The organism is Corynebacterium sp. LK31 (assembly GCF_014335015.1).
Classification (GTDB): domain Bacteria; phylum Actinomycetota; class Actinomycetes; order Mycobacteriales; family Mycobacteriaceae; genus Corynebacterium; species Corynebacterium jeikeium_D.
In genome coordinates, this window is record NZ_PDGW01000011.1 from 14,747 (window position 1) to 41,246 (window position 26,500).

Below are 26,500 nucleotides of genomic sequence, written 5' to 3' on the forward strand. Positions count from 1 at the left end.
GCAATGACCGTCGTAAAGCGAGGGCTGTAAGAAGCAGAGATTACAGCCACTTGTTGCGGCGCAGGAGCCACACCAAAAACGCCACAATGGCGAACATGATGGCGAGGACGATGAAGTAGCCGTACTCCCAGTGTAGTTCGGGCATGCGGTCGAAGTTCATGCCGTAGATGCCGGCGAGTGCGGTCGGCACGGCGAGAATAGCTGCGTAGGCCGAGATGGTACGCATGTCCTGGTTCTGCTGCAGCTGGATCTTCACTGCGGCGGCGTCGATCAGGGATGAGAGGCGTTCGTCGAGTCCGGCTACGAGGTCCGCCGCGGCGAGCTGGTGGTCGAGAACATCGGAAAGGTAACGGCTGACGTCCTTAGGCATGATGTCTTCCCGCAGATTCATCAGGGAGCGCAGCGCCGGTGTCAGCGGATCGATCGCGTGGCGCATCTCCAGGATTTCTCGTTTGAGGATGTAAATGTCCTCAATATCCGACACCAAATTCGGCTCGAAGACGGCATCTTCCATAATCTCCACGCGATCTTCCAGCTGCATCGCGATGCGCAGGTACGCGTCGACGAGGTTGTCCGTCAGCGCCCACAGCACGCCCGCGGGGCCGTAGTCGATGGCGTCGGTGGTGTTCTCCACGCGTGCGCTAATGCGCTGCATATCCGAGCTCGGCATGCCCATGCGAATGGTGATGACGTACTCCTGGCCGATAACAATCATCAGCTGGCCAGAGCGAATGATCTCATTTTCGTCGTCTGCGAGACCTTCCGGAGAGTAGTGAATCGAACGAATCACAAAAACCACGTGATCATCGTGGATCTCAATCTTAGGGCGCTGACGATTGGTCAGTGCGTCCTCCACCGTCAGCTCATCCAGGCCGTAGAGCTCAGCGATGGCGTCCATCTGCGTCGCGTTGGGGCGCGACAACGACAGCCACGTGAAGCCCTCGCCAAAATTACGTACCTCGGACAGACCGGAGAAGTGGTCGTAGGTGCCCGGCAAACGCTTGCCGCCGATGTAGACGCCGCAATCGCGCAGGGCGTCGCGCACCGCCTCCGACTGCGTTTCTCCCACGCTTAACGACGATCCGTTGGTGCGCGTCACCTTCGAGACAGCTGACATTGCTGCAGATTTAGCTGCATTCGTTGCCCGAGCGGTCTTGCCGGGTTTTTCTGCGCCCGACGGTGTTGAGCCTTTACTTGTCGAGTTAGTTCGCGGATTGCGAGCTTTCGCCGAAGCGCTGTTGTTGCGGCTATTCGTATCACCCATTCTGGGAGACCTCACAATCCGTTCGTAGGTTACGCTGGTGTCGATGATTGATTTTAGACGTGCGAGCGGCGAGCTCCACTATTGCACTGGCTCAATGGGGAACAGGGGTAGCTCCAAGGCTGCTGTGTGCACTTTTGCTGCCCTGGCGTTGGTCGCTGGGACAGCGGGGTTCGGCCTTTCCGCGTGTTCTGATTTGGATCCGCAGATGCCTGTTCCTCCCGAGCAGGAGGCGGTAGTAACTATCGGGGCAGACCTGCGCAACCCCGAGCAAGCAGCTCTCGCGTACGTGTATGCGCGAAGCTTTGAGAGGGTAGGGCGCCAAGCGGAGGTCGTCGGCATCCGCGATGCTGAGGACCGGTTGCGAGCTGTGCGCAATGAAGCGGTTCTGGTCTCTTTCGGCTGCACCGGTGAACTGCTCGGACTGAGTGACCCGGCGTCGGCGGAGCTGTTGGCCGAGGATTACGCAGAGGACTCCACTCCGGACAAGCAGTTCAGTGGCGAGTGGCGCGACCGCGTTTATGATGCTTTTTCGCGGTCGCTGCCGGGGCAAGTTATGGCCACCGACGCGGGCATGGCCCAGGGGTGCACGGATATGTCAGCTGACAACCCCGGGGCTAACCTGCCGCAGTGGATCGTGCCTTTCTACGCCAAGCCGGCGTTGGACCGGAGCGACCGAGTCCGGGTACTCAACGAGATCGCTGGTTCTTTGAGCACTGAGGATTTAAAGCTAATGACTCGGGCTGTGGCCAGCGGTGCCAACCCTGAATTGGTGGCTCAGGAGTGGCTGGATAAGGCGTAGTCGGGGTGGCGGGGGCTAGTTGTGGCGGTATCGGACGTGTATCTGCTGTTGGCCGCCGCCAAGTTTGTTGATTAACCCATGAATGCGGGCTGCAAATGTGAAACTGTGCGAGTTTATGACACTTTCATGCCATTTTTCGGGACATTTTTGTCATAAACGTAGTCAGTAACTCGCATTGAGGACTAAGTAGTAAATGGTGCCGACCCGGTGGCACGCCGACCGGACACGCTTTTTGACTATTCGCCCTTGATGCCTGGCAACGATCGCCCAAGCAACAAGAAAGGGGCTCCAACCGTTCGGTTGGAGCCCCTTAGCGTTTACACGCCAACTGGCGAAGACCAGTCAATGAGACCTACTTGAGAGCCTCTTCCAGCAGAGCCTTCTCCTCAATCTGGTGGACCTTAGCCACACCAGTTGCGGTGGAGGACTGTGCACGGCGGGAAACGCGGGTCAGCTTCGGCATATCCGGCAGAACCTCTGGGAGGTTCAGTGCCAGGAACGGCCATGGACCCTGGTTAGCCGGCTCATCCTGAACCCAGCGGACTTCCTCAAGATCCGGGTAGGACTCGAAGATGTCGCGGAGGCGGTTGTGCGGCAGCGGGTGCAGCATCTCCAGGCGAGCGATTGCAAGATCGTCGCGCTTGTCCTTCTTGCGCTTCTTCTCCAGCTCCCAGTAAATCTTGCCGGAGCAGAGCAGCAGGGTCTTGATGCCGGACTTGTCCTTGGACTCGAAGTTCGGGTCATCGATGACCGAGCGGAACTTGTTCGGGTTGGTGAAGTCCTCGACAGCAGACGCTGCCATCTTGTTGCGCAGCATCGACTTCGGCGAGAACACAACCAGCGGACGGTGCAGGTCGGACAGGACGTGGCGACGCAGCAGGTGGAAGTAGTTAGCCGGCTCGGACGGCTGAGCAACGGTGTAGGAGCCCTCGGCTGCCAGCTGCAGGAAGCGCTCGATGCGTGCCGAAGAGTGGTCCGGGCCCATGCCCTCGTAGCCGTGCGGCAGCAGCAGAATCAGCTTGGAGGTCTGACCCCACTTGGCCTCGCCGGAGGAAACGTACTGGTCAATGGTGGTCTGAGCGCCGTTGGCGAAGTCACCGAACTGTGCTTCCCAGAACACTGCTGCGTCCGGGTTACCCAGGGTGTAGCCGTACTCGAAGCCCATGCCTGCGTACTCGGTCAGAGCCGAGTTGTAAATCATGAAGCGACCGCCGTTCTTGGACTTACCGTAGGCGTCGATCGGGTTGTATTCCGAACCGTCCTCGGAGTCAATCAGAACTGCGTGGCGAGAGGTAAAGGTACCGCGGCGAACATCCTCACCTGCGAAGCGGACGTCGATGCCAGCACCGGTGAAGGAGCCGATTGCCAGCAGCTCGGCCATACCCCAGTCGATGCCACCTTCCTGAGTCATCTCCGCGCGCTTCTTAGCGACCGGCGCAACACGCGGGTGAATCTTGAAGCCCTCAGGGAGGTTGACGTAAGACTGACCAATCTCGACGATTTCAGCCTTGTCGATGCCGGTCTTGAGACCGTGCGGCAGCGGCTGAGAACCGGCGATACCGGTCTGCTCGCCCGGCTTGGCGTCCTGAGCTGCGCGAACCTCGTTGAAGACCGCTTCCATCTGGTCATGGAAGTCTCGGCGAACTGCCTCGTACTCTTCCTCGGAGATGTCACCGCGACCGATGAGGTCCTCGGTGTACTGAGCACGAACGCTTTCCTTCTCGTCGATGATCTTGTACATCAGCGGCTGAGTCATGGACGGGTCATCGGCCTCGTTGTGGCCGCGCTTGCGGTAGCAGACCAGGTCGATGAAGACGTCCTTGCCGTAGCGGTTACGGTACTCAACAGCCAGCTGGCCGACCCAGACGACAGCCTCCGGGTCGTCACCGTTGACGTGGAAGACCGGGCAGCCGTATGCCTTGGCGATGTCGGTTGCGTAGTAGGAGGAGCGACCGGAGTCCGGCGAAGTGGTGAAGCCGATCTGGTTGTTCACCACGATGTGGACGGTACCGCCGACCTTGTAACCACGCAGGGACATGAGGTTCAGGGTCTCCTGGACAATGCCCAGGCCGGCGAAGGATGCGTCACCGTGCAGCAGCAGCGGCATGACGGAGTAGCCCTCTTCGCCCTTGTTGATCTTGTCCTGGCGCGCACGAGCAAGACCCTCAACGACCGGGTTGACGGCTTCGAGGTGGGACGGGTTCGCAGTCAGGGTGACGTCAATCTCGCCCTCGCCGAACATCTGGATGTGACGGCCAGTAGTACCCAGGTGGTACTTGACGTCACCAGAACCGCCGATCTGTGCCGGGTCGATGTTGCCTTCGAACTCGGTGAAGATCTGGCGCAGTGGCTTGCCGACGATGTTTGCGAGCACATTCAGTCGACCGCGGTGTGGCATACCGATGACGACCTCATCCAGACCAGCACCAGCAGCGGTGTCGATGGCGGAGTCCATCAGCGGAATCAGCGACTCTGCGCCCTCAAGGGAGAAGCGCTTCTGACCGACGTACTTGGTCTGCAGGAAGTTCTCGAATGCCTCTGCGGCGTTTAGCTTCTGCAGGATGTACTTCTGCTCAGCGTGGGACGGCTTTGGCTGGCCGCCCTCAATGCGCTCTTCCAGCCACTCGCGCTCTTCGCGGTCGAGAATGTGAGCGTACTCGGAACCGACCTTGAGGCAGTATGCGTTGCGAAGGCGAGAGAGAACCTCGCGCAGCGTCATCGTCTCCTTGCCGCCGAAACCACCGACGTTGAAGGTACGGTCCAGATCCCACAGGGTCAGACCGTGTTCCTCAATATCGAGGTCAGCGTGGTTCGGAGCAGAAGTATTTGGCTGGTCAGAACGCAGCGGGTCAATGTCAGCCAGCAAGTGACCGCGGGAACGGTAGGCCTCAATCAGACGCATGACGCGGGTGTTCTTGTCAATACCCGTGTTCGGCAGATCCTGCGCCCAACGGATTGGGGTGTAAGGAACATGCATGGTCTGGAAAATGTGGTCCCAGAACTTGTCGTCGACAAGCAGATTGCTCATCGTGCGCAGGAACTCACCGGACTCTGCACCCTGGATGATGCGGTGATCGTAAGTAGAGGTGATGGTCACCAGCTTGCCGATGCCCATCTCTGCCAGACGGTCCGCGGAAGCACCGGCGAACTCAGCCGGGTAATCCATGGAGCCGACACCGATAATCGCGCCCTGCCCCTTGGTAAGGCGCGGGACGGAGTGGCGAGTACCGATACCGCCCGGGTTGGTCAGGGAAATGGTGACGCCCTGGAAGTCCTTACCGGTCAGCTTGCCGTGGCGAGCACGAACGACGATGTCCTCGTAGGCGTCGACGAACTGCTTGAAGGTCAGGGTTTCACACTCGCGGATAGCAGCAACTACGAGCGAACGAGAGCCGTCCTTAGCTGGCATATCAATGGCCAGGCCGAGGTTAATGTGCTCCGGGGTAACCAGAACTGGCTTGCCGTCAACCACCTTGTAGTTGTTGTTCATGTCCGGGTGGAGCATGACAGCCTTCACCATGGCGTAACCAATGATGTGGGTGAAGGAGATCTTGCCGCCGCGAGCGCGTGCCAGATGATTGTTAACCAAGGTGCGGTTTTCAAACATCAGACGTGCCGGCATATCGCGAACCGACGTAGCGGTCGGCATCTCCAGGGAGACATCCATGTTCTTAGCGATAGCTCGTGCGACGCCCTTCAGAGGCTCCTCGCCGGATTCAACAGCCGAAACCTTGGCTGCTGCATCCATTGGGGACTTCTTTGGCTTCGGGGACGCCGGCTTGTTCGGGGTCTTAGTGGGTTCGACCCCCTTGGATTCACGACGTCCGGTTGCCTTAGCTTCCTCCTTCGTGGCTGCTGCTGGCTTTGCCATATTGGAAAGGTCCTCGCCCTTTTGGGACGGGGTGTGGGTTGCGAAGAATTCGCGCCATTCCTGACCCACAGACTGTGGATCCTTCTGGAATTGCTGGTACATCTCGTCGACCAGCCATTCGTTCTGGCCGAAGCTCATGTCGCTGCTCACGGCAGGTACTCGCCTCTTTTCGTCTTAGTTTTACTAACTCACGTTTATTCTAATTAGCGCAAGCGTCAAAGTGTCATTCAAGGATAACGAAAATTCTGAATTACTACACCGTCGCGCTCCCCATATGGTACTTGCTCCAGAGCTCTGCGTATTGGCCACCCGCCGCTAGAAGTTCATCATGGGAGCCGTCTTCGACAATACGCCCGTGGTCAAGTACCAAAATCCGGTTGGCCCGAGCCGCCGTAGCCAGGCGGTGGGCCACAATAATTGCCGAGCGTTGACGCGACGCACGGTCAGTGGCTTCAAGGATTGCCGACTCTGTTGCAGGGTCGAGTGTCGCGGTGGCTTCGTCGAGAAGCAGCAGTTCAGGACGCATCATTTCGGCACGAGCGAGTGCGATGAGCTGACGCTGTCCGGAGGAGAGCCCTCGGCCATCTGGGCCGACGGGGTGGTGGAAGCCACCGGGCAGGCTGGCAATGGTGCTGAGGGCACCGACGTTTTTCGCGGCCTGCTGAATTTCAGCATGACTGCTCTCCGGTAGACCGTAGGAAATATTTGTTGCTACTGTCCCCGAAAACAGGTGTGATTCTTGGGGGACATAGCCGAGGGTGCGTCGCCAATCGTTAAGAGGGAACTCGCGGATGTCAGTTTCGGAGGCTCGCACCACGCCGCCAACTGGGTCGTAGAAACGGGCAAACAACTTAATGATTGTTGATTTTCCGGCGCCGGTGGATCCGACAATTGCGACTGTTTCTCCGGCAGGAATCTGCAAATCGAGAGCATCGAGAACCTGCGGGCGTTCGTGCTCAGAGTCGGCGGCGGGGTAGGAGAAAGCTACCTTGTCTAAGCGCAGGTCGCCAGCAGCTGCGCGGGACGCGCCGTCAGTAGTGCCGTGATCTGGCATGGGGACGGTCTGTAGGAGGTCATCAATGCGATTGAGGCCGACCTTCGCCTGCTGGTAGCCGTCGAAAACATGGGACAGCTGCTGAATCGGGCCAAAGAGCATTCCCAGGTACAGCGTGAAGGCGACGAGTACGCCGGGTGTCGTGGTTCCTGAAGCAACCTGTTGGGCACCGAAAGCCAATACCGCGGCTGTTGCCAACTCAGAGACGAAGTTGATGCCGGGGAAGAATAGAGCCACGGCCAGCTGCGCTCGCTGACGGATTGCGCGGTACTTGTTGGATTCCTCGGCAAAGGAAGATTCGATATCGGCGACGCGGTGGTACATCTGAATCTCGCGAAGCCCACCAATGGTCTCCTGAAAATCAGCGTTGACCAAGGAGAGCTGCTCGCGTGCAGACTTGTATAGGCGCGAGGAGATTCGGCGGAATATCAGGGTGGCCACCACAATGATGGGAAGCGATGCCAACGCCACCGCGGCGAGTGACACCTGTGTGGCAAGCAACAGCGCTGTGACACCGAGCAGAGTAAACGCGGCGATTGCCCCTTCTGCCAGTCCCGTTTGCAGGAAAGAGGAGAGCGCATCGATGTCGGTTGTCATCCTCGTCATGATGGCGCCCGAGCGATTGGCCTCGAAGTAGTTAATGCCAAGCGACTGCAGGTGACGGTAGCAGCGCACACGCAGGGCATAGAGCAGCCGCTCACCAGTGCGCGCAGTAATAACAGCATTTGTGGCTACGGCAATCCAACTGATGAGGACCGTCGCCAAGCCACCTGCGGCGCAGGCCCACAGCACGGCCTCATTGTGCTCACTGATGCCGTGGTCAATGGCGTAGCGCACGAGCATGGGGAACGCCAGATCGGCAACGGCAATGAGGGCGAGCAGCGCGATGACACTTATAAATAGGCCGCGGACATAGGAGAGCAGCCGGCGTAGAGAAAAAAGCTCGGAGTTGTCGAGTGCCGCAGCGGGCACACGCGGTTTTTCGGTAGCGGGTGGGAGGTTTCGCACACGCTCGAGAAGCTCAGGCGTCGCAGGAGCATTGGCGAGAGCCGCCCCCATGCCACCACGACCGCCGCCGCGGCCACCTGGACCGCCTCCGGCTCGGCCAACCCCGCGGCTCATTTGAGAAGTGGCACCTCCGGGAAGCCGCGCAGCGGTGTCTGGCGTGGAGTTGTCGGAGGTTGGCGCGGTTTCGTCGGGCCAGAGTTCCTCGGGGCTGGGGTCCTCACTGCCAATGGGGTCGAGAACGAGGTTTTCGATTTCGGGGTAGGCGTTCTGGTCGATGTCCATCAGCTCGGTGAAGCGCGGATGAGAAGCAATCAGTTCGGCCTTGGTGCCAATGCCAGTGATGGCACCGTCTTCGAAAATGGCGATGTGGTCCGCCTGCTCGAGAGTGGAAGATCGATGCGCCACGATGACGATAGTCGTATCCGCCAGCTGTGAGGTCAGCGCGCTGAAGATTTCCAACTCTGTCGCGGCATCGATTGCTGAGGTCGCGTCATCGAGAACCAAAACCCGAGGACGGGCGAGGAATGCCCGTGCTAACGCCACGCGTTGAGCTTGTCCGCCGGAGAGATTATGCCCGCGCTCACCGATGGCTGTGTCCCACCCCTGAGGCAGGTCGTCGACGAAGTTGACCTGGGCGGCGGTCGCTGCGGCGACAATCTCTTCCTGGGACGCCGCGGGATTGGCGAATGCGATGTTCTCACGCAACGTGCCCGCAAATAGATAAGGAGTGTCCGGAACGACAGTAATAGCGTCATACACATCGCTGGAGAGAATGCGCGCCGTATCTGTGGATGTGCCGTGGCTGGGCGCATCGATAGTGATGGTTCCCGAATCCGGCAGATAGTGACGGCCGAGTAACTCCGTGGCGATAGTCTTTCCGGACCCCGGTGGGCCAATCAACGCTAAGGTCGCCCCTGGCGCGACGGAGAATGAGACATCGTCGATAAGCGTGCGTCCGCCACGGCTGTGGGTGACGTGGTTGAAGCTGATGCCAACGGGGCCGTCGGGGAGAGGAAGCGCGTCGGTGGGTTCGGGGTTGTCTGGTCGGGCGTCGATGACATCGGAAATGCGGTCGATGCTTGCCGACGTCAGATGTATCGAGATGACCATGTTGGAGACCAGACGCGACAGGGCAGTCAGGCTGGTGAGATACGTGGCAAAAGCTACGAACGTGCCTAGGGTGATGTGTCCGTTAATCGCGAGCCAGCCACCGACCGCGATATTTCCGACGAGGGACAGTTGCGGCAACGACTGTAGCGCCGGTTGGAATCGAGCGCTGAGTTTTGCCGCTCGCAGGCGGAGGGAGTAGAGCAGCGACGAGTTACGCTCCATCTTCGCAACTTCGTTGTCACCCTGCGCAAACGCCTTGACAACGCGGATGCCGGAAACGGTTTCCTCGACTTGTCCGGCGATCTCGCCTGCTTGCTGTTGGGCAGCCCAGGTTGCGGCATGGAGTTTGTCACGCGAATTCACTGCAATGTAGACAATCGCTGGCACCACGGCGAGGCCGACCAGTGTCAGGGGCAGCGAGAGGGCGAGCATGATGCCGATTGTGATGAACAGCTTGACGACGGATCCCAGCGTCAACGGCAACATCGCCAGTAGTCCGGACACTGCCTGGAGGTCAGAAATTGACCGTGACACAACCTGGCCGGTGTTGACTCGGTCTTGTGCTGGACCATCGAGGTTTTGTAGGGAGCGAAGGATCTTTAGTCGCAGGTCGTGCTGAACATCAATGGAGAGTTTGCCGGAGAAGAATCTGCGCCCCACCTGGGCGACGAAGCGTACTAACGCGATGGCCAGAAAGACGGAAATGACTGCCTGCAGGGGAGTTAGGGAAGGCAGTAGGCGCGCGGGGACACCGCCATCGGAAGAGCCCGTTGCCACATCAATGGCATCTCTAGTGAGAAGCGGAAGTACGGACTCTAGCCCGACAACGATTAGCGCTGCGACAACGACACCATAGAGCGGTAGTGGCCTGTGAAGAGACTGTTTCCACAAGAACTTCATGGGAGAGGTTCTGAGGGGTTTGCTCTGGGCCATGGTGGGTACCGCTCTTCCATTGAAAAACGTCGCTGAAGGGTAAGTCGCTGAAGGGTAATCGGGGTAAGAGGAACTACTTATTCTTCTTTTTCTTCGGCCACTTCAGCGCCGAGGGAATAGAGAACCTCGATGACTTTGAGTCCTTCTTCGAGTCCTCCGAGGTGTTGGATTTAGCCGGTAGCTTTCGTTCAAAGTCCGACCAATCCTGGGGAAGCGGGCCCAGAGATGCGCGAGTGGAGCTGATAAGAATGCCACCGAGCTTGCGGTTGGCGGAGGCCCCAACCACGGCGCCAATTCCAAATGGCAAAATCTTACCGATGATGGCCAGGCGAGCGTTCTTCATCAAGCGCTTGCGTGCCTCGCGAATCAGCAGGCGGTTTGCTGCACCCAGCTGCGGAACGCCAAGCCGTGGCAGTAGAGAATTTACGGAAGTTTTGGTCTGCTTCCGCAGCGATTCCTCGCCAAGCAGAGAGGCCATAATAGCTGTCCCCTCAGAACCACTCATGGCCGCAAGAATCAGCGTGCGACGGCGTTGCGGATCGGTGATGTCAATATTGCGCAGGGTTGCTGAGGCCAGTGTGTACCAGGCTGATGCTTCCAGGAACAGCAGCGATTCACCGGTAACCGCAGCCAAGCCCGTAATCATGCCGACGCCGGGAAGAACCGCACTGCCGCCGGCGGCACCACCGGTGCCGGTGACCAGGTTGAGGTAGTGGGAATCAATACGTTCTTGTACCTGCGCCGGAGTTTCATCTTTTTTGCGCTTGTGCAGGGAACTGACGTACCCGGTGATGGCAGACGACTGCCAGCTCATGGTCTTATCCAGGGTTTGGATAAGAAGGGTTCCCAGTTTTCCGGCATCACGTTCGATCGCTTCGGGGGTTGAGTTCACCGCATCAGTTACTGTGCGAGTTGAATCCTTCTTCGTCTTTTGGAACAAAGTAGTAGACCTCCTAAACGGGTCCGTTGAGAGCCATATGCCCATATAAACACTACTGAGCTGTGGGGAAATTCCGTAGTCGGTGGAAAAATAGACAGGTGTACGGCGATTAACACAGTCGATAGAAGGATGAGACTGGTGAACGATGTCACGCGGGGTGCCGCATTGCCTCCCGAGTACTCCCAGCTTTTGGCGGACTTTCCTCGGTTTTCCGCAGATGTCACGCCTCACGACGGCGCTGCGGAGTGGCACCTTTCTACCGAAGCTGTAGCCGCCGGAATTGAGGCTGGGAGAAAGCTGTTTCCCATGCCCGAGGTTGAGGTGGATACCCGTTTCCAGGCCCAGTTGTGGTGGTGGTCCATGTGCGGAGCATTGGTAGGGCCATCGCTGGCATGCGTGTTGGTGTCCGATCGAGTTCCAGTGTGGCAGTGGTCTTCTTGGCTCACATTTCTTCGAGATGACTATTGGGTTGGGTTCCAAGCTCAACAGTTTGAAAGCATTTCCGCTGAGGATGCGGATGAGCTGAAGGATTCCGGCGAAGCACTGGCTCATTTCTTGGAGCCGTTGGCTCAGGTTGTTGGAGAAGTCGGGGAAATCAAGCCTGCCCCTCTTTGGGCCGTGGCTGCCGATGCCGTAGCTAACGCCGCAATATCCGCCGGTAATGAGCTGATGGAGCCCTGGCGTGGAGCGCTTATTGGCAAACATGTCGTTGAGGGAATACAGCGAGTACACCGGGTTCCTCTTCCTCGTTTCATGGATTCCTGCGGAGGCGAGGTGCGCCCCTGGGATGAAGCCGCTGCTGAATCGGGAGAAGAACCGGACTTCGATGTAGTTACTCACCTGGAGAGAGCTACTTGCTGCATGATTTATCACAGCCCAGATGCCAATCTGTGTGTCTCCTGTCCAAAACGTTCTCGTGAGGAACGCCATCAACTCTGGGCACGCTACTGAGCGCTCTGTTTTCGAGAATCGACAGCTGGCGGCCTGCTCCTCAACCGACCGCGTTGGCGGCTTTGCAGCAGCACGCACGCTGCCGGCGCGATCTTTCGCAGCAATTGCCGGGGGCATGAGCCACCCCATGATTGCGCGTTTGTCGCTACGATTGGCTGCGGGTAGAGGCCAATTATCTTTCAAGGGAGGATTCCACCCATGAGCTTTTTCGAGCAGATTGCTGCGGCACTGGACCGCGAGGGCATTGAAAGCCGTGTCAACGATGACACCCTCTTCGTTCCCATTACCTCTGACCTGGAGGTTCAGTTCGTCACCATTGATGAGGACATCCCGGCTGCCGAAGTTTACGTAGCCGCTGCCGATGTGGATGATGAGGACGACGAGTTCGAAGCTGTTCTGGTCTCCGCTGTATTCTCCGTCGAAGACGCCGTCGCGGCAGTCGCCCACCATGTAGCTACTGACCAGGTTGTTGGCCTGCTGCGCACTCTGCTCGATGGTGATGATGACCGCATTGCTGACCTGGAGTTTGAACAGGACCCCGAAGAGGCAACCTTGGTCACCTCCGAAGTTGGTACCTCCTCGTTGGTCCAGGTTTTGGTAACTGCCCACAACAACGAGCCCAGCGCACACGTCCGCTTCATCTCTCAGGACGCGAACTTGGACGACATTGTCGACCAGGCCATCGCAGAGTTCTGGGACTCGGACACCGAAACGGTTCTCACCGATGATGACCGTCGCAAGATGTTCGCTGACCTCTACTCTGACATCCAGACCTTGCGCAATGAGGTTCTGACGCTGGGCACCTTCAAGGACTTTGACAAGCTGATGGATGTCCTTGCGCTCGTGGTAGACCGCGCAGAGGAATGGGAAGATCAGCTGGCACCCGTCGATGACGGGTACGCGGAGTATATCTACTCTGATCACGTTGCCTCCTTGGACGGGGATGATGATGACGATGACGACGATGATGACCTCTATGACGATGGCGACTATGACGACGAGGACGACGAAGAAGGCGACGACAGCGAGTAGCCTACTGTGGCAGCACTGTGACCAGTGCTAAGCCGCTGATGGGCGAGAAGAAAAGAGCTCGTTAGGACACGGCAGTGGCCGCGCGTCCCTGGTGCCAATCCAGCTATAACGGCGCCCGGGGAGCGCGAGGTCAGTGCCGTTTTCGTGTATCTTGCTGCAATCTTGCGCACGATGGAGTGCCTCAGCCACAGCCCGAGTACGTCGGCGGTTTTCTTCCCGCGTCCGATTTGAACCGCCAATTCCGCGGAGGACTACCTCCGATGAGGATTCCACCTTGACGGAAACGGAGTACATGAACATGGGCTCATCCTTCAGGATGAAGTATTCCGCTTGCACGTCGGCAAGCTGAGAGACCAGTGCGCGAGGAAGCGCTATCCGTGACGCGCGGACGGTGACCACAGGCCCGTCGGGAAGCGAGAAGGTGTGATCTAGCGCGCCGGGCGAATGCCTACGGCCGATGGTGGGGTGGCAGAGGATTGTGTGGATGAGGTCGAGGTCTTCGAAACACTCTGCGCGGTAGGTAGCGGATAGTGGGGGAAGAGCTAGGCGGCGATGAATGGGAAACTCGTCTGCTGTGTTCATGGCTCACAAGTTATCGAACACCCCGGACTCACATTTTCGAACATATAGAACTAATGTTCGAGATGTGTTTAGCATCAATTGGCTACCCAAGTGGGGGTAGTCAATTGGCTAGGTGCCTGGTGTTATTGCAGGGACATGTGGGGTTGTGGAAACGATTCGATAACGACTTTTGTAAAAGTCCAAGAGTCTGAGAAAACGCTATTTCTGGGGGTGGGGTGGTGGATTAGTGTGGGGGATGGTCCTAAAGGAAAACTAAAAATTTGAAAGATTCGTCTCAATGAAGCACGCAAGAAGTCGAATGGCGGTATCGGCTTTCGCAGCACTTTTGTCCTTGGCAGCCCCGGTCGCGGCACATGCTGTCGTGGTTGGCCCGGGTGACCCGATTCGAACTCCCATGGAGGGAAGCCCGTGGGATGGGCACCGAAATGTCAACTCGCCGATGTGTTCGGCGGGTGTTCCTGGGACGGTGACGGACCGCAATGGGGAAAAGCATCGGGTCATGTTGACCGCAGGGCACTGTGTGAATGATGCTCCGGATGTGGGTCTGCCAATCGTTACCGGTGAGGTGTATGTGCCAACCACCGAAGGCGATAAGCGCATTGGTACGACAGGTGCTCACCGTTGGGAAGTGCCGCAGGAAGATGTCGGACTGGAGTCGTTGCCGGCGGCCTTTAATGGTGCAGACTATGGAGTAATCAACCTTGATCCGGACGTAGAAACTACCGGCGCAAGTTACTCCATCGATGAAAATGGTCAGAGCTACGGGGAGCCTGTAGCGATGACTGGCATTCAAGACAATGAAGATCTGCCGCGTGGCGAGGTCTCCTTCGATAATTTTGGCAAACCTATCTGTAAGGACGGCATGCGTACTGGACGTGCCTGTGGCTATCAGGTATTTCGGGCTCGAAACGGCATTTGGACGGTTGGTATTGGCGTTGACCATGGTGACTCCGGCGGAAATGCCTATGATCCGACCACTAACGAAGTTATTGGCGTAAATTCGATGACCTTCGGTCCGGTCTCGCGTGTGATGCCCGCGGATATTGCCATTCAGGAGGCCTACGGCATTCCCGATGGTCAGGTAAATGACCACTTCGAGGTATCGGATTCCACGGCTCAGCGCGACTCCACCTATCGCACCCTCAACGAGGATATGGCGGCGGATCAGGAGTACGCCCGGACGCAGAATTCGCAGGATTCTCAGGAAGGTTCTGCACCGCAGTTAACTGATCTTGTGGACCAGTTGCCGCAGTCGCCGCAACTGCCTGAGCTGCCACAATCGCCCCAATTGCCACAATCGTCACAGCCGTTTGAGCTGCCTCAGTTGGCAGAAATTCAGCTTCCAAGCTTTGAGGGCTAGCGCCAGTCTGAGAATCTGACAAAAATCACCCCCGAACCGTTAAGAGAGCCAGAATCATCCAAGGCGGATGGTTCTGGCTCTTGCATTGCTGTTGAACAAACTTTTTGATGCGTAATGCGCGTGCCGTGAAGGCGATTGAACGGTTCCACGACTGAGAATTTCACCCTAGGTTCCATTTTTGGAGAGCTTTGTAAAGGTGTCCCTAATACACTGAGTGGGACAAGTTTTCTGTACAGAAATGGAGTAGCGCACACTATGGCCAGTTCGAAGAAGGTCGCCACACTTACGGCTGCACTGTCGGTAGCTGCAGGTGGCTTTGTGCCCGGAATCGCGGTAGCTGAGGCTGCACCGGCAAACTCGGATGTTGTCATCGGCCCGGGCTCGCCGTTGCGAATGCCGTTCCCGAGCAGCAAGAACATCGATGGACGTCATGTTCAGTCCCCGATGTGCTCTCTGGGAGTTCCTGGCACCGTTGTGGATCAGAATGGTGTTTCGCATCGTGTCATCATGACTGCCGGCCACTGTGTTGTGGCGAAGGATACTGAAACCGGCGAAGAGGTCACCGGCCAGTTCTTCATCCCAACCAAGGATGGCGACAAGCTGGTCAACAAGGACTACATGGGCACCGATGTCATGCCGGAAGAGGGTGACTTCGATGAAAACACCACTATGCCGGAGTTCTTCAACGAGCTCTTCAATAGCGGTGACTACGGCATCATTGAGGTTCAGGACGACATCAAGACCACCTCTATGTCCCACTCTGTGGATGAGTTCGGCAACGTCCACGGCGAGCCGGTTCAGATCGTCGGTATCGAGGACAAGCGCACTCTCGAGCCGATGGAGATTTCCTTCGACAACCTCGGTGAGCCCGTGTGCACCGACGGTTCCCGTACTGGCCGCGGCTGCGGCTTCCAGGTCTTCCGTGTCCGCAACGGTGTCTGGGCTATCGCTCCGATTGACCACGGCGATTCGGGCGGAAACGCTTACAACCCGGAGACTCGCGAGGCCATCGGCGTTAACTCCATGGGCATCGGCCCGCTGAGCCGCTTCCAGCCGATTGACGTTGCTCTTGAAGAGCAGTACGATATTCCGGACGGCCAGGTCAACGAGCGCTTCAAGGTAGAGACCTCCACCGAACCGCAGTCCGAGTTCCGCACGATTGACGAGGACGTCCAGTTCACCAACCAGCACGTCCCGCAGGAAGAGCCGGACCTGGGCCCGATTGGCGAGCTGCTCCCAGAGGGCGTCGAGGTCCCGCCGGAGATTGCGGACATCATCTCGGAGAGCCCATCTCTCCCGGAGCTGCCGATTCCGGAGCTGTCGGGTGCGACCGCTCAGGCAACGCAGGCAGCCAGCAACATTTCCTCGCAGGCGAACCTGCCGAGCCTGTTCTAATCAGGTCACCGCAGTCTCGTAGATAGGGCGTTCGCTTTACGACGCTCCGTCCAACCCCCTATTCCGCCACAGTGGCGGGGTAGGGGGTTTGCTTTCGTTAGTCAATCGGCTTTGCGTGAAGGTACTCGAAGAATGTGTCGGGAACGGGATGTTCAAGGTGAAGCTTCATTGTGACAACATTCGAGTCTTTCCCCTTAACCCCCTTCATTTTTGCTTGCTGGGGATCACTTGGAGTGGCTTCGCCAAGGTAGGTGAATCCTTCATCTGGTAAATCATCCCTGCGTACAAACAAATGGATAGGGAATTTATGTTGGATGATGCTCTGGACTTCCTGACTCTTTAGCGTCCTATTTGAACGTGTAAACCAACGCATCGTCGAATGGTCAATGAATTCATCCTCGTATGCGATGCGAGGAGCAAGCCCTTTGTGCTTTCGGTAGTTTACAAAGATTGGAATCGTCTGCGAGTGGGAATCAATCTTGTAGCCATTTAGCGTGCCTGATTGATCCGACCGAAGCCTCAAAAGACGAGAAACATCCTTTCTGGAATATCGTTGATTGCGGCGAAGCACACCCGCGAAATAATCATTTTCGCGGGACAGGAAAAGACCAGTTTGAATGATGTCATCCACATGCTCTCGAAAGCTGTTTGGATATGACGAATCCCACTTGTTGTACAAAGTCAAAAATTCCTCAGTCAGACTGTAACGTGAGGTTTCGTCATCGTACCGGACCAATCTAATTTCTTCGTAGGCCCGCTTCGGGTAAAAATCGAGGTTGAGCACTCGTTCGACAACAGAGAGATCCAGCTCGCTGTGAGAAACAGCCCTTGTGTCGAGTAAATCTGAAAACTCTTCACGTGTGATGGAACCATGCTTAATAAGCTGGTCAAGTAGAAGTAACTCTTGGGGTTGCTTTCCGGGAAGTAGCTCGCGGGACAAAAACTTCAAGTATTCACTCTGCTTATCCGTTGGTCCTGTTGCTGCTTTGTCCACCTGGTGTAGGAGTTCCCAATAATTCTTGGTACGCCTGGTGGAGATCACTGTAGGGTCAACGAGGTTGAATCGAGCAAAATCCATTAGTCGTGGTACACGATTCAGTCGGTACTGGAGAAGTTGAATATCCTTTTTAAATTCAGCAATCGTGTCCACCGAGGCTGTATCGATGGCTTTAAGGATCTTCTCCTTGGCAATTTCATCAAAGCTCACAGTAGAGCCCGATGGGATATTGGAGGGATCAACGACTTTGCTCTTGAGCTTCGACTTATTTCTAGATGAATCTCCGAAAAGAGCCATCGGGATCATGTAATTGTTCTTGTAGTTTCCAATGAAATCAATTACTCGGAGATGGTCTTTTCCTGGGGCTTTGCGAAGGCCACGGCCCAGCTGTTGGGTAAAAATGATGTTTGATTCGGTGCCGCGCAGCATCACTACTTGATTTACTGCCGGAATGTCGATGCCCTCGTTGAAAATATCAACGGTGATGATGTAGTCGAGTTCGCCTGCAGATAACTCCGCAACGACAGCATTTCGTGTCGAGATTGAGTCTTCACCTAGAAGCACCTTCGTCCGTAGCTGCCGGCCAAAGAGCTGCTTTTGGTTAAGCTGCTCCGATAGCGCTTTCGCTTCGTCTTTCCGACTGCAAAATATGAGCCCCTTAACTCTCTCAGGAAACCCGTAGACACGGAGCTTCTCCAGGAGATAGTCGATACGATCTTCAGCGACGAGAGCATCGATGGATGCAGTCTTATCACCGATCGCTCGAACTCCATCATCAAAATCGGTGACACCGAAATAATGGAATGGTGCGAGCATGTCGGCTTCAAGAGCGGCTTGCAGTCGGATTTCGTAAGGAACGTTGAAATCAAAGAGGCGAAAGATGTCCCCTGAATCTGGACGCTCGGGAGTTGCGGTCAAGCCGAGGACAAACTCACTGTTGAAGTATGCAAAAACTGGCTTGTAGGAATTAGCAGCGCCACGATGAACCTCATCAATAATGATGAAGTCAAAGGCATCTGGAGAAAAGGTTTTGTAAGTCGATTGGGAATACAAGGATTGAACTGAGGCAAAAAGGTATCGTGCATCAGTTTCTCTTTTCCCACCAACCAAGAGTCCAAAGTCGGCGTCCGTAAGCTCAGAACCGGAGTAGGCAAGTACCTTTTGGAACTCACTCTTAGTCTTTTCCAGAATCTGTTCCCGGTGGGCAACGAACAAGACCCGCTTGGCCTGTGCTTCTTTAACTGCTAGTGCAGCAAGGATCGTCTTCCCCGTGCCGGTAGCGGAAATTATGAGGCCTTTCCGCTCGCCTGACTGCCTCAAGTCAGCGATATTCGACAGCGCTACCTGCTGCATTTGATTGGCGATAACTGGGCCCTCGGGCAGCAACTTTGTGTGCGTGTTTTTCGAAACTGGAGGTACGCGGTTTTGTTCGTACTCATCGACCCATTGATGAGTTAGTGGGATGCAACGGCTACGTTGCATATCAATGGCAGTCTCAATTTGGAATGTGATATCACCATTCTGGTGACTGGAAAAGTGCAGATTCCACTCTTCGTTTTCCTGGAGCGCCTTTTGCGTCAAATTTGCGCTGCCGACGATGGCTGAAAGCTCAACCTCCTTGTAAAAGAGGTATCCCTTTGGATGAAAACCCCGGTGATGATCTTCGGGGTAGATGTAGACGTTCAGTCCCTCAATTTCGAGTAGTTCTCTGAACATCGATGGTGAATTGAAATCAAGGTAGTTCGACGTGATGATCGTCATTGGGCCAGAAAACTGAAGGAGATCCTCCTTCAGCATGGCAAGAGCGGCCGGAGAAATAAATGCTACTGAAAATATGAAACTCGTAGCGGTGCGTAGCTCCTCGCGGAGCGCATTGTACATAGTGGCCGACTCGTCGTTGCGAATGAGTCGGGGATTGTATTTTTTGTCGGCAACGGTGTTTTTATCGATGAAGCCGTAGCGTAGGTCTCCGACCAGGGAATTCATCATTGTTTTAGCATACTAAATGCGCGCTGCGTCGCTTGTATTGATTACTGTTCGTTTACAAGAATGTCGACTGTAGGGATGTCCGCTGGCGCCCAATCAACGGAATAAAGCTCGGACGGTTCTAACCAACGATATTCAGTGTGCTCCGTTAGCTTGATTTCGGGAGAAGAAACGGAACAAAAGTATGTCGCAAGTGAGATAACGGCGAAGTCATACTCATGGTCGACAGTGAGAATGTGGTTCCCAATCTCAGCGTCAAGTTTTAGCTCTTCTCTTAGTTCACGGGCTAGAGCCTCACGAGGGGACTCGCCTTCTTCGATCTTTCCACCGGGAAATTCCCAATAGTTTTCCATCGAGCGACCTGGGCCGCGTTGGGCGGCGAAGATTTTTCCTTCGTAGGTAAGAACGGCACCTACAACTTCGATTCGTTTTTTCATCTCAACTCCGCGTTCTGTCATTGCGCCTCATTCTAGTAATCGTCACTGTTTGCAGATCGGGCTATGGTGAACTCTTGGGCTTCTTATTCTCTCTTTTGCACAGTAGAAAGGACCGTTACCTTGTCAGCTTCCCGTTCGCGCGACCTGCTTCGTCGTAAAGCAAAGTGCGAATCTCAGCCGGATATCGCATCGGAGGCGGGAAGCAAACCACAAGGTCTGGATCCTCGGCAGGGTGAATTAGACGGGACTAAACAGCCGATTCCGCGAGAGATTTGGATTCTGGTCAGCGCTGCGTTCATCATTGCGCTGGGCTTCGGTCTGATTGCACCGATCTTGCCGCAGTACGCGCGCAGCTTCGATGTGGGGGTGTTCGCGGCCAGCTTCGTGGTCAGTTCGTTCTCCATTTTCCGGCTAATCTTCGCGCCGGCATCGGGCTCACTGGTAGAGAAGCTCGGATATCGACGCACGTACCTAACCGGCATCAGTATCGTCGCGTTCTCGACTTTGCTTGTTGGTGTTGCGCAGACATATTGGCAACTGCTGGCGTTTCGTGCGCTCGGAGGCATCGGTTCGACGATGTTTACGGTCTCGGCAATGGGGCTGATTGTGCGGATTTCACCGCCGGAGATCCGCGGTAAGAGCTCGGCTGCCTACGGCACAGCCTTCCTGTTGGGCAATGTCTTTGGACCAATTATTGGTGCTGCGATGGGCGCATGGGGCATGAGGGTGCCGTTTTTCATTTACGGTGGCGCGCTGATTGTGGCAACGATTGTGGTCGGTATGTCGCTGAGTGCGGAGCATCTTCGCCACGTAGTGCCCAAGCGCACGACCCCGGTGCTGAAGTTCTCCGAGGCAATCCGTGACTCGGCATATCGAAGCGCACTAGTCGGAGCCTTCGCCAACGGTTGGTCGAACTTCGGCGTGCGCGTCGCGATTGTCCCGTTGTTCGCCGCGGCAACGTTTTCCCATGTCGGCGCACCAGAACCGGGCAGCGATGGGGCAGTAGCCGCCACTGCCACAGCTGGTTTTGCGCTGACGGCCTTCGCACTCGGCAATGTTACGGCACTGCAGTTTTCCGGCCGTCTCTCCGACCGCATTGGCCGTCGCCCACTGCTCATCACAGGGCTGTTTATCAACGGCGTATTCACTGGCGCTATCGGATTTAGCAGCGGCGCCATTCCGCTACTGATTCTCTCCGTCCTCGCGGGTTTCGGCGCTGGCATGATCAATCCATCGCAGCAGGCTGTGCTTGCCGACGTCATCGGCGCCAACCGCCAAGGTGGAAAGGTGCTCGCCAATTTCCAGATGGCTCAGGACTTCGGAGCGATTTCCGGCCCGCTGATTGTCGGCGCAATCGTGGATGCCGCAGGGTTCAAGGCCGGTTTCTTTGTTTGCGGTGTCATTTCGCTGGTCGCAATGGTGGGCTGGATCTTCGGGCGCGAGACTCTACCAGCCCACTCGTCGAACAGCGGAGCCAAAGAAGCCGAAGCGAAAACAGCTTAAGCAGAGGCGGATTTGCTAGTTTCCTTGCCTTCATCGAGCTTTCGGCAAATAGCCACGTAGATAGCGCCAGTAATGTTATGCACCACAGCGGCCACCGCGCCGGGAAGCGCTGCCTCCGGGGTAAAGAACTTCGCTGCCATACCGGAGGACAGGCCAGCGGACTGTGTACCGACCTCCACGGCCACCGTGCGCTTGCCCGCAGTCGGCATCCCCACCAGCTGGCCTGCAAAGAAGCCGAGCACGTAGCCCAGGACGTTGTGGATGATCACAGCCACAAACACAATCAGGCCAATGTTCGCCAGGCTCTCAGCGTTCTTGGCCACGGCACCGAAGACCACGCCACCGATACCGAGAATGGAAATCCACGGCAGAATCGGCAGGATCTTATTAATAAACGAGTCGGCCACAACGCGAATAACCAGGCCACCAACCACAGGCAGGAGGACTGTCTGGCAGAGGCTCCAGGCCATCCCGAGGCCGTCGACATCCGTGTGCGCGTCGGCAAGCACGAGCATAAGAAACGGCGTCATAATCGGCGAGACCAGTGTCGACACACTGGTCATGGCGACGGACAGCGCGACATCGCCACGCGACAGGTATGCGATGACATTCGACGAAGTGCCGCCCGGAACAGAGCCCAGCATGAGCAGACCAACAGCGAGTGCCGGGTTGAGTCCGAGGACTTTAGCCACGGCAATCGCCAGCAGCGGCATGATGACAAACTGCGCAATAACGCCGAAGAGAATCGCCAACGGGCGCTTAGCGACCTGCTTAAAGTCCGGGATGGTCAGGGTGAGGCCCATCGCGAACATGATGATCATCAGGAAGTACGTGATGTAATCCGTCAGCGGAGTAAACGGGGCGGGGAAGAAGAATGCCAGCGCCGAACCCGCCAAAATAAAGCCCGGAAACCCGAGAACTTCAATCATTGCCGAGAGCTTCGACGGTGCCTTATTTTCCTGCCTGCCATTCCCAGAAATCTCCTCGGGAGAATGTGGTTTTAGCGGGGACTGCCGGGGCGAAGACGGCTGCGTTTCTGGTGCGTTGTTATAGCTGGACATTCTCTAGCGACCTTGGGCTTATGCGTTGCGAAATTGCAAAAATCCGCCGAACGGTGGGTGTTCCACGGCGGAAAATAGCTGATATGTGTACAAACTTGTAGGGAAAATGTTAGCCAGCTCACCCTAGGAAATTACAAAGTAGGCACCCCGAAGTGGGTGCAATGCGCTCGCTTGACGACGGCCCCAGCGCCGGGCCTCATCCAAGAAATCGACCACCTTGTGTTGTGACCTTGCTGACGGGAAATGGTTTTTTGACCGACGGTGGCGTAGTCTGGGCAGTCAGTGTGAAATCCTGACGACAATGTCGCAGAGAATCTGGCAGCGGTATAAATTCGCTGGTGAAACGCTTGAGAGTGCATAGTGCATGATGGGCGCCCCTCCTCGGAAGTAAAAGCTGAATTGGGTTTGGGCGCAATTTTTCGAAGTATGTGCAAGAGAAGCGATGTCATCGCAATTCCGACGTGAGAGCACTGAAAACAAGAACGTAAATTGGGCGGGTCATGTATGTGCGACCCAACTGTGAGTAATCAACTGTTGAATATTGAGTGTGCGGGCGAAAAGGCCCAGGAAGAGCCCCAAATGGCTAATAATGAAATGAATGGCAGCGTCGAGGAAAACCGTGAGGATCAGCGCGAAAACCAGCGCGAGGACGCAATTGTGAAGGCCGAGGATGTAGTGGCCGAGGAAGCACCGGTGGTCGAAGAGAAGGCCGCTGAGGAAAAGACCGAAAAGGCTGAGGTCAAGGAAAAGGCCGAGAAGAAGGCCGAAAAGAACAAAGACGACAACGGCGACGACACCGTCGGCTTCGATGAGCTTGAGCTGCCGGATGACATTGTCAATGCAGTTCGCAAGGTTGGGTTTGAGACTCCGTCCCCAATTCAGGCTGCAACTATCCCGACTCTGATGAGCGGCCGCGACGTCGTCGGCCTGGCTCAGACTGGTACCGGTAAGACCGCGGCGTTTGCGCTGCCGATTCTGGCTCGCATTGATCGCTCCGTCCGTGCACCACAGGCTCTGGTGCTTGCTCCGACCCGTGAGCTGGCGCTGCAGGTTGCGGACTCCTTCCAGTCGTTTGCTGATCACCTGGGCAAGATTCAGGTCCTGCCAATCTACGGTGGTCAGTCCTATGGAGTGCAGCTGTCGGGTCTGCGCCGAGGTGCGCAGATTATCGTCGGCACGCCTGGTCGTGTCATCGACCACCTGGAGAAGGGCTCGCTGGACATTTCCGACCTGCGTTTCCTGGTGCTGGACGAGGCCGATGAGATGCTGCAGATGGGCTTCCAGGAGGATGTCGAGCGCATTCTTGCCGACACCCCGGATGACAAGCAGGTCGCGCTGTTCTCGGCTACCATGCCGGCTGCGATTCGTCGCCTGTCCAAGCAGTACCTGACGGAGCCGGAAGAGATTACCGTCAAGTCCCAGACTCGCACTGCGGACAACATTCGCCAGCGCTTCCTGATGGTCAGCCACCGCAACAAGCTGGACGCGCTGACCCGCATCCTCGAAGTCGAGGAATTCGAAGCGATGATCATGTTCGTGCGCACCAAGCACGAGACCGAGGAGCTCGCCGAGAAGCTGCGTGCCCGCGGATTCTCCGCTGCTGCCATCAACGGCGACATCCCGCAGACTCTCCGTGAGCGCACGATTGATCAGCTCAAGGACGGCCGCCTGGACATCCTGGTGGCAACCGATGTGGCTGCTCGTGGCCTGGACGTTGACCGCATTTCCCACGTGGTCAACTACGACATTCCGCACGACACCGAGTCCTACGTCCACCGCATCGGTCGTACCGGCCGCGCTGGCCGCTCCGGCGAGGCGCTGCTCTTTGTCACCCCGCGTGAGGGACGCCTGCTGCGCTCGATTGAGCGTGCAACCAAGTCGCAGCTGCACGAGATGAAGCTGCCGACCGTCGATGAGGTCAACGACTCTCGCAAGCAGAAGTTCGCTGATGACTTGACCGAGGCGCTTGCTGATTCGCAGGTTCCGGTCTTCCGTGAGCTCATCGAGGAGTACGCAGAAGAGCACGACACCCCACTGGTTGATATCGCCGCCGCTATCGCTGCGCAGGCACAGTCGGGCGACTTCCTAATGAAGGAACCGCCGCGTGGCCGTCGTAACGACCGTGACCGTGATCGTTTCGACCGCGACCGCAACCGTGGCCGCGATGGTCGCTCCCGCGGTGAGCGCGGTCAGGGCAAGCGCGCTGACCTGGTCGAATTCGACCGCGAGGGCACCGCAACCTACCGCATCAGCGTCGGTCGTCGCCAGCACGTCCGCCCGGGTGCCATCGTCGGCGCCATCGCCAACGAGGGTGGCCTGTCCTCCAAGGACTTCGGACACATCGACATCCGTGGCGACCACACACTGGTCGAACTGCCGGCCAACCTGCCGCAAGAAGTCATCAACAACCTCTCCGATACTCGCATCTCCGGCCAGCTCATTGGGCTGAAGCTTGACGACGGCACCTCGGTCGACGACAGCGATGACTACCGCGGTGGCCGTGGTGGCTACCGTGGCGATCGTCGTGATGGCGGCCGCGGTCGCGGAGGATACCGTGGTGGTCGCGGTCGCGATGACCGTCGTGGTGGTGGCCGTGGCCGTGGTGGCTACCGTGGAAACTTCGATGACGGTGACGATTTCGGTGGCCGTGGTCGCGGTCGCGATGACCGTCGTGGTGGCGGTCGCGGTCGCGGTGGCTACCGTGGTGGCCGTGATGACCGTCGCGGTGGTTACCGAGGCGGACGCCGCTAAACCTGCTAGGTGAGGTGAGCTGGGGGGGGAGCGTCGTCAGGCGACAACCGACGACCGCCCTTGGCGCTGACCTAGAAAATAAAAAAACTGCCGGTGCGCATGTACTTCCAAGCCCTAAAAGTCGGGCCGAAACGTACAGGCGCACCGGCAGTTTTATTGTGTCTGAGCGTGAGCTCTAGATGAAGAACATCAGGATGCCGGCGACAACCCACAGCAGGGAGAAGATGCCGGAGAACATGGCCAGCTGGCCCTTCTGCTTGTCCCAGTCGAGCTCGTCAGCCTTCTTGCGACGTTCGATGAACTCCGGGTCGTTGACATCCTCGTCTTCGTCAGCGATGCCGAGGCCGGCCATCATCAGACGCTGACGCGGAATAATCAGGAAGAACAGCAGTGCCCAGGCGATGATCGCCAGCAGGATTGCGGCGTGCATTGCCCCGGACTTCATGTAGGCCGACACATCGGTGAACATGACACCGAAGCCGAGCAGCGGCACGAGCAGCGACCACATGCCGTAGGTGCGCGAAATGGCGTGCATGGTGCGCGCGGAGCCGACCGTTCCAGCCTCTCCGCCGCGGGCTGCAAGCGCGAGCTTCGGGAACATCGAAATTGCGACAGTCACCGGTCCAAGCAGCAGAATTGCCGCTAGGACGTGAACCATAAGAACTACGTTTTGCACGTATTACCTTTCCACGACTGAATGTAGGCCTCGCGTTCAAGCGAGGAGTGGCCTGGATATTTCCTTATTAAGACCAGTCCTTAACTTAACGTGCTCGCACCTTTTTCTCTATTTCGTGCCTTTCCCCGCGGGGATACCACACGCAGCTGCCAGCGCCGTCCAGTCTGCCGAAGATACGGGCAGGTCCCATTTAATGGCCACCGCTAAGTAACGCTGCGAATAGCCACACGCCTTCGTATCCGCAGGAAGCCATTCGGCCGGGCTGGCATCGCCTTTATCCCGGTTGACTGCGCTTCGCGTGGGCACGAGGTTGGTCTCGATATCGTTGCCAAATCGCCGACGCCGCTCGGCATCCCAGGTGTAGGCTCCGAAATCCCACGCCGCTGGCAACGGATAAATGTGGTCGATATCGACCTCATGCGCCCCCACCGGGTCACCCGTGTAAGGGTCGGGGATTTCGCGCAGGGAGTCGTCGTCAAGCGAACATACAGAGCCCCCGAACCACGCCGCCAACACTTTATGGCGTGTATTGCAATCGGCAGAACCTGCCCAGACGTCGAAGCGCTCGCGCTTGTACCCGGTGACGGTGGGGCGGCCTGCGACGACGCGCACAGTGCGCAGTTGCTTGACGACGGCTTCCGCGTCCGGCCCAGCGGGGGAGGATGTGACGAGAACTCGCGTAAGTGCAAAGGATGAGACAAAGGCGGCGGTCAAGACGGCGGCTAGGATGGCAAATAAAAAAGGGCGCATACCTAGTTGGGCGCGAAAAATACTTTTTCGGTTCCCTTGT

At 57.1% G+C, this 26,500-nt stretch carries 17 protein-coding genes; 7 read left to right on the forward strand and 10 right to left on the reverse strand.

Annotated features, from left to right (window positions below):
- Window positions 1-40: 40 nt before the first annotated feature.
- Window positions 41-1,264: a magnesium and cobalt transport protein CorA gene (locus tag CRD18_RS02410; protein WP_070595809.1), complete on the reverse strand. Its 1,224-nt coding sequence runs from the start codon at window positions 1,262-1,264 to the stop codon at window positions 41-43.
- A gap of 94 nt (window positions 1,265-1,358) precedes the next feature.
- On the opposite strand from CRD18_RS02410, the gene CRD18_RS02415 reads away from it, so the two are divergent.
- Window positions 1,359-2,063, forward strand: a complete 705-nt coding sequence (locus CRD18_RS02415) for a hypothetical protein (RefSeq protein ID WP_242458662.1) — start codon at window positions 1,359-1,361, stop codon at window positions 2,061-2,063.
- Window positions 2,064-2,415: 352 nt separating this feature from the next.
- On the opposite strand, the gene CRD18_RS02420 is transcribed toward CRD18_RS02415, so the two are convergent.
- The 3 genes from CRD18_RS02420 to CRD18_RS02430 all read right to left on the reverse strand — a co-directional run bounded on the left by CRD18_RS02420 (window position 2,416) and on the right by CRD18_RS02430 (window position 10,931).
- A complete protein-coding gene (locus CRD18_RS02420) occupies window positions 2,416-6,084 on the reverse strand; it encodes a multifunctional oxoglutarate decarboxylase/oxoglutarate dehydrogenase thiamine pyrophosphate-binding subunit/dihydrolipoyllysine-residue succinyltransferase subunit (RefSeq protein WP_187406486.1) in 3,669 nt (1,222 codons plus the stop codon).
- A 103-nt stretch (window positions 6,085-6,187) separates the two neighbouring features.
- Complete coding sequence (locus CRD18_RS02425) at window positions 6,188-10,006, reverse strand: ABC transporter ATP-binding protein (protein WP_187406487.1); 3,819 nt, start codon at window positions 10,004-10,006, stop codon at window positions 6,188-6,190.
- A gap of 106 nt (window positions 10,007-10,112) precedes the next feature.
- Window positions 10,113-10,931: a hypothetical protein gene (locus CRD18_RS02430; RefSeq protein WP_224783718.1), complete on the reverse strand. Its 819-nt coding sequence runs from the start codon at window positions 10,929-10,931 to the stop codon at window positions 10,113-10,115.
- Window positions 10,932-11,108: 177 nt separating this feature from the next.
- Between CRD18_RS02430 and CRD18_RS02435 the strand changes: the two genes are divergently transcribed.
- Window positions 11,109-11,930, forward strand: a complete 822-nt coding sequence (locus tag CRD18_RS02435) for a (2Fe-2S)-binding protein (RefSeq protein ID WP_242458663.1) — start codon at window positions 11,109-11,111, stop codon at window positions 11,928-11,930.
- Between the two features lie 198 nt (window positions 11,931-12,128).
- Window positions 12,129-12,962 carry a hypothetical protein gene (locus tag CRD18_RS02440; RefSeq protein ID WP_048732832.1) on the forward strand — a complete coding sequence of 278 codons (834 nt, stop codon included), beginning with the start codon at window positions 12,129-12,131 and terminating at the stop codon, window positions 12,960-12,962.
- A gap of 27 nt (window positions 12,963-12,989) precedes the next feature.
- Here CRD18_RS02440 and CRD18_RS02445 read toward each other — a convergent pair whose 3' ends face one another.
- Window positions 12,990-13,544, reverse strand: a complete 555-nt coding sequence (locus tag CRD18_RS02445) for a hypothetical protein (protein WP_187406489.1) — start codon at window positions 13,542-13,544, stop codon at window positions 12,990-12,992.
- Between the two features lie 298 nt (window positions 13,545-13,842).
- On the opposite strand from CRD18_RS02445, the gene CRD18_RS02450 reads away from it, so the two are divergent.
- Window positions 13,843-14,904, forward strand: a complete 1,062-nt coding sequence (locus CRD18_RS02450) for a hypothetical protein (RefSeq protein WP_187406490.1) — start codon at window positions 13,843-13,845, stop codon at window positions 14,902-14,904.
- Between the two features lie 255 nt (window positions 14,905-15,159).
- Entirely contained in the window at window positions 15,160-16,299 is a 1,140-nt protein-coding gene (locus CRD18_RS02455; RefSeq protein ID WP_242458664.1) for a trypsin-like serine protease, read from the forward strand.
- A gap of 97 nt (window positions 16,300-16,396) precedes the next feature.
- Here the strand turns inward: CRD18_RS02455 and CRD18_RS02460 are convergent, their stop codons facing one another.
- Together CRD18_RS02460 and CRD18_RS02465 are read right to left on the reverse strand one after the other, a co-directional pair.
- The gene (locus tag CRD18_RS02460) at window positions 16,397-19,285 is read right to left on the reverse strand and encodes a DUF3427 domain-containing protein (protein WP_187406492.1); all 2,889 of its coding nucleotides are present in this window, start codon (window positions 19,283-19,285) and stop codon (window positions 16,397-16,399) included.
- A gap of 41 nt (window positions 19,286-19,326) precedes the next feature.
- Entirely contained in the window at window positions 19,327-19,719 is a 393-nt protein-coding gene (locus tag CRD18_RS02465; protein WP_187400138.1) for a (deoxy)nucleoside triphosphate pyrophosphohydrolase, read from the reverse strand.
- Between the two features lie 120 nt (window positions 19,720-19,839).
- Here CRD18_RS02465 and CRD18_RS02470 point away from each other — a divergent pair, with 120 nt between their 5' ends.
- Window positions 19,840-21,222, forward strand: coding sequence for an MFS transporter (locus CRD18_RS02470; RefSeq protein WP_242458665.1), 1,383 nt, complete (start codon window positions 19,840-19,842; stop codon window positions 21,220-21,222).
- On the opposite strand, the gene CRD18_RS02475 is transcribed toward CRD18_RS02470, so the two are convergent.
- A complete protein-coding gene (locus CRD18_RS02475) occupies window positions 21,219-22,151 on the reverse strand; it encodes a bile acid:sodium symporter family protein (RefSeq protein ID WP_049190072.1) in 933 nt (310 codons plus the stop codon). The two genes, CRD18_RS02470 and CRD18_RS02475, sit on opposite strands and share 4 nt — an antisense overlap.
- A 711-nt stretch (window positions 22,152-22,862) precedes the next feature.
- On the opposite strand from CRD18_RS02475, the gene CRD18_RS02480 reads away from it, so the two are divergent.
- Complete coding sequence (locus CRD18_RS02480; RefSeq protein WP_083295695.1) at window positions 22,863-25,034, forward strand: DEAD/DEAH box helicase; 2,172 nt, start codon at window positions 22,863-22,865, stop codon at window positions 25,032-25,034.
- Between the two features lie 175 nt (window positions 25,035-25,209).
- On the opposite strand, the gene CRD18_RS02485 is transcribed toward CRD18_RS02480, so the two are convergent.
- A complete protein-coding gene (locus CRD18_RS02485; protein ID WP_070856590.1) occupies window positions 25,210-25,710 on the reverse strand; it encodes a DUF2269 domain-containing protein in 501 nt (166 codons plus the stop codon).
- A gap of 108 nt (window positions 25,711-25,818) precedes the next feature.
- The gene (locus CRD18_RS02490; RefSeq protein WP_242458666.1) at window positions 25,819-26,424 is read right to left on the reverse strand and encodes an HNH endonuclease family protein; all 606 of its coding nucleotides are present in this window, start codon (window positions 26,422-26,424) and stop codon (window positions 25,819-25,821) included.
- Window positions 26,425-26,500: the final 76 nt, after the last annotated feature.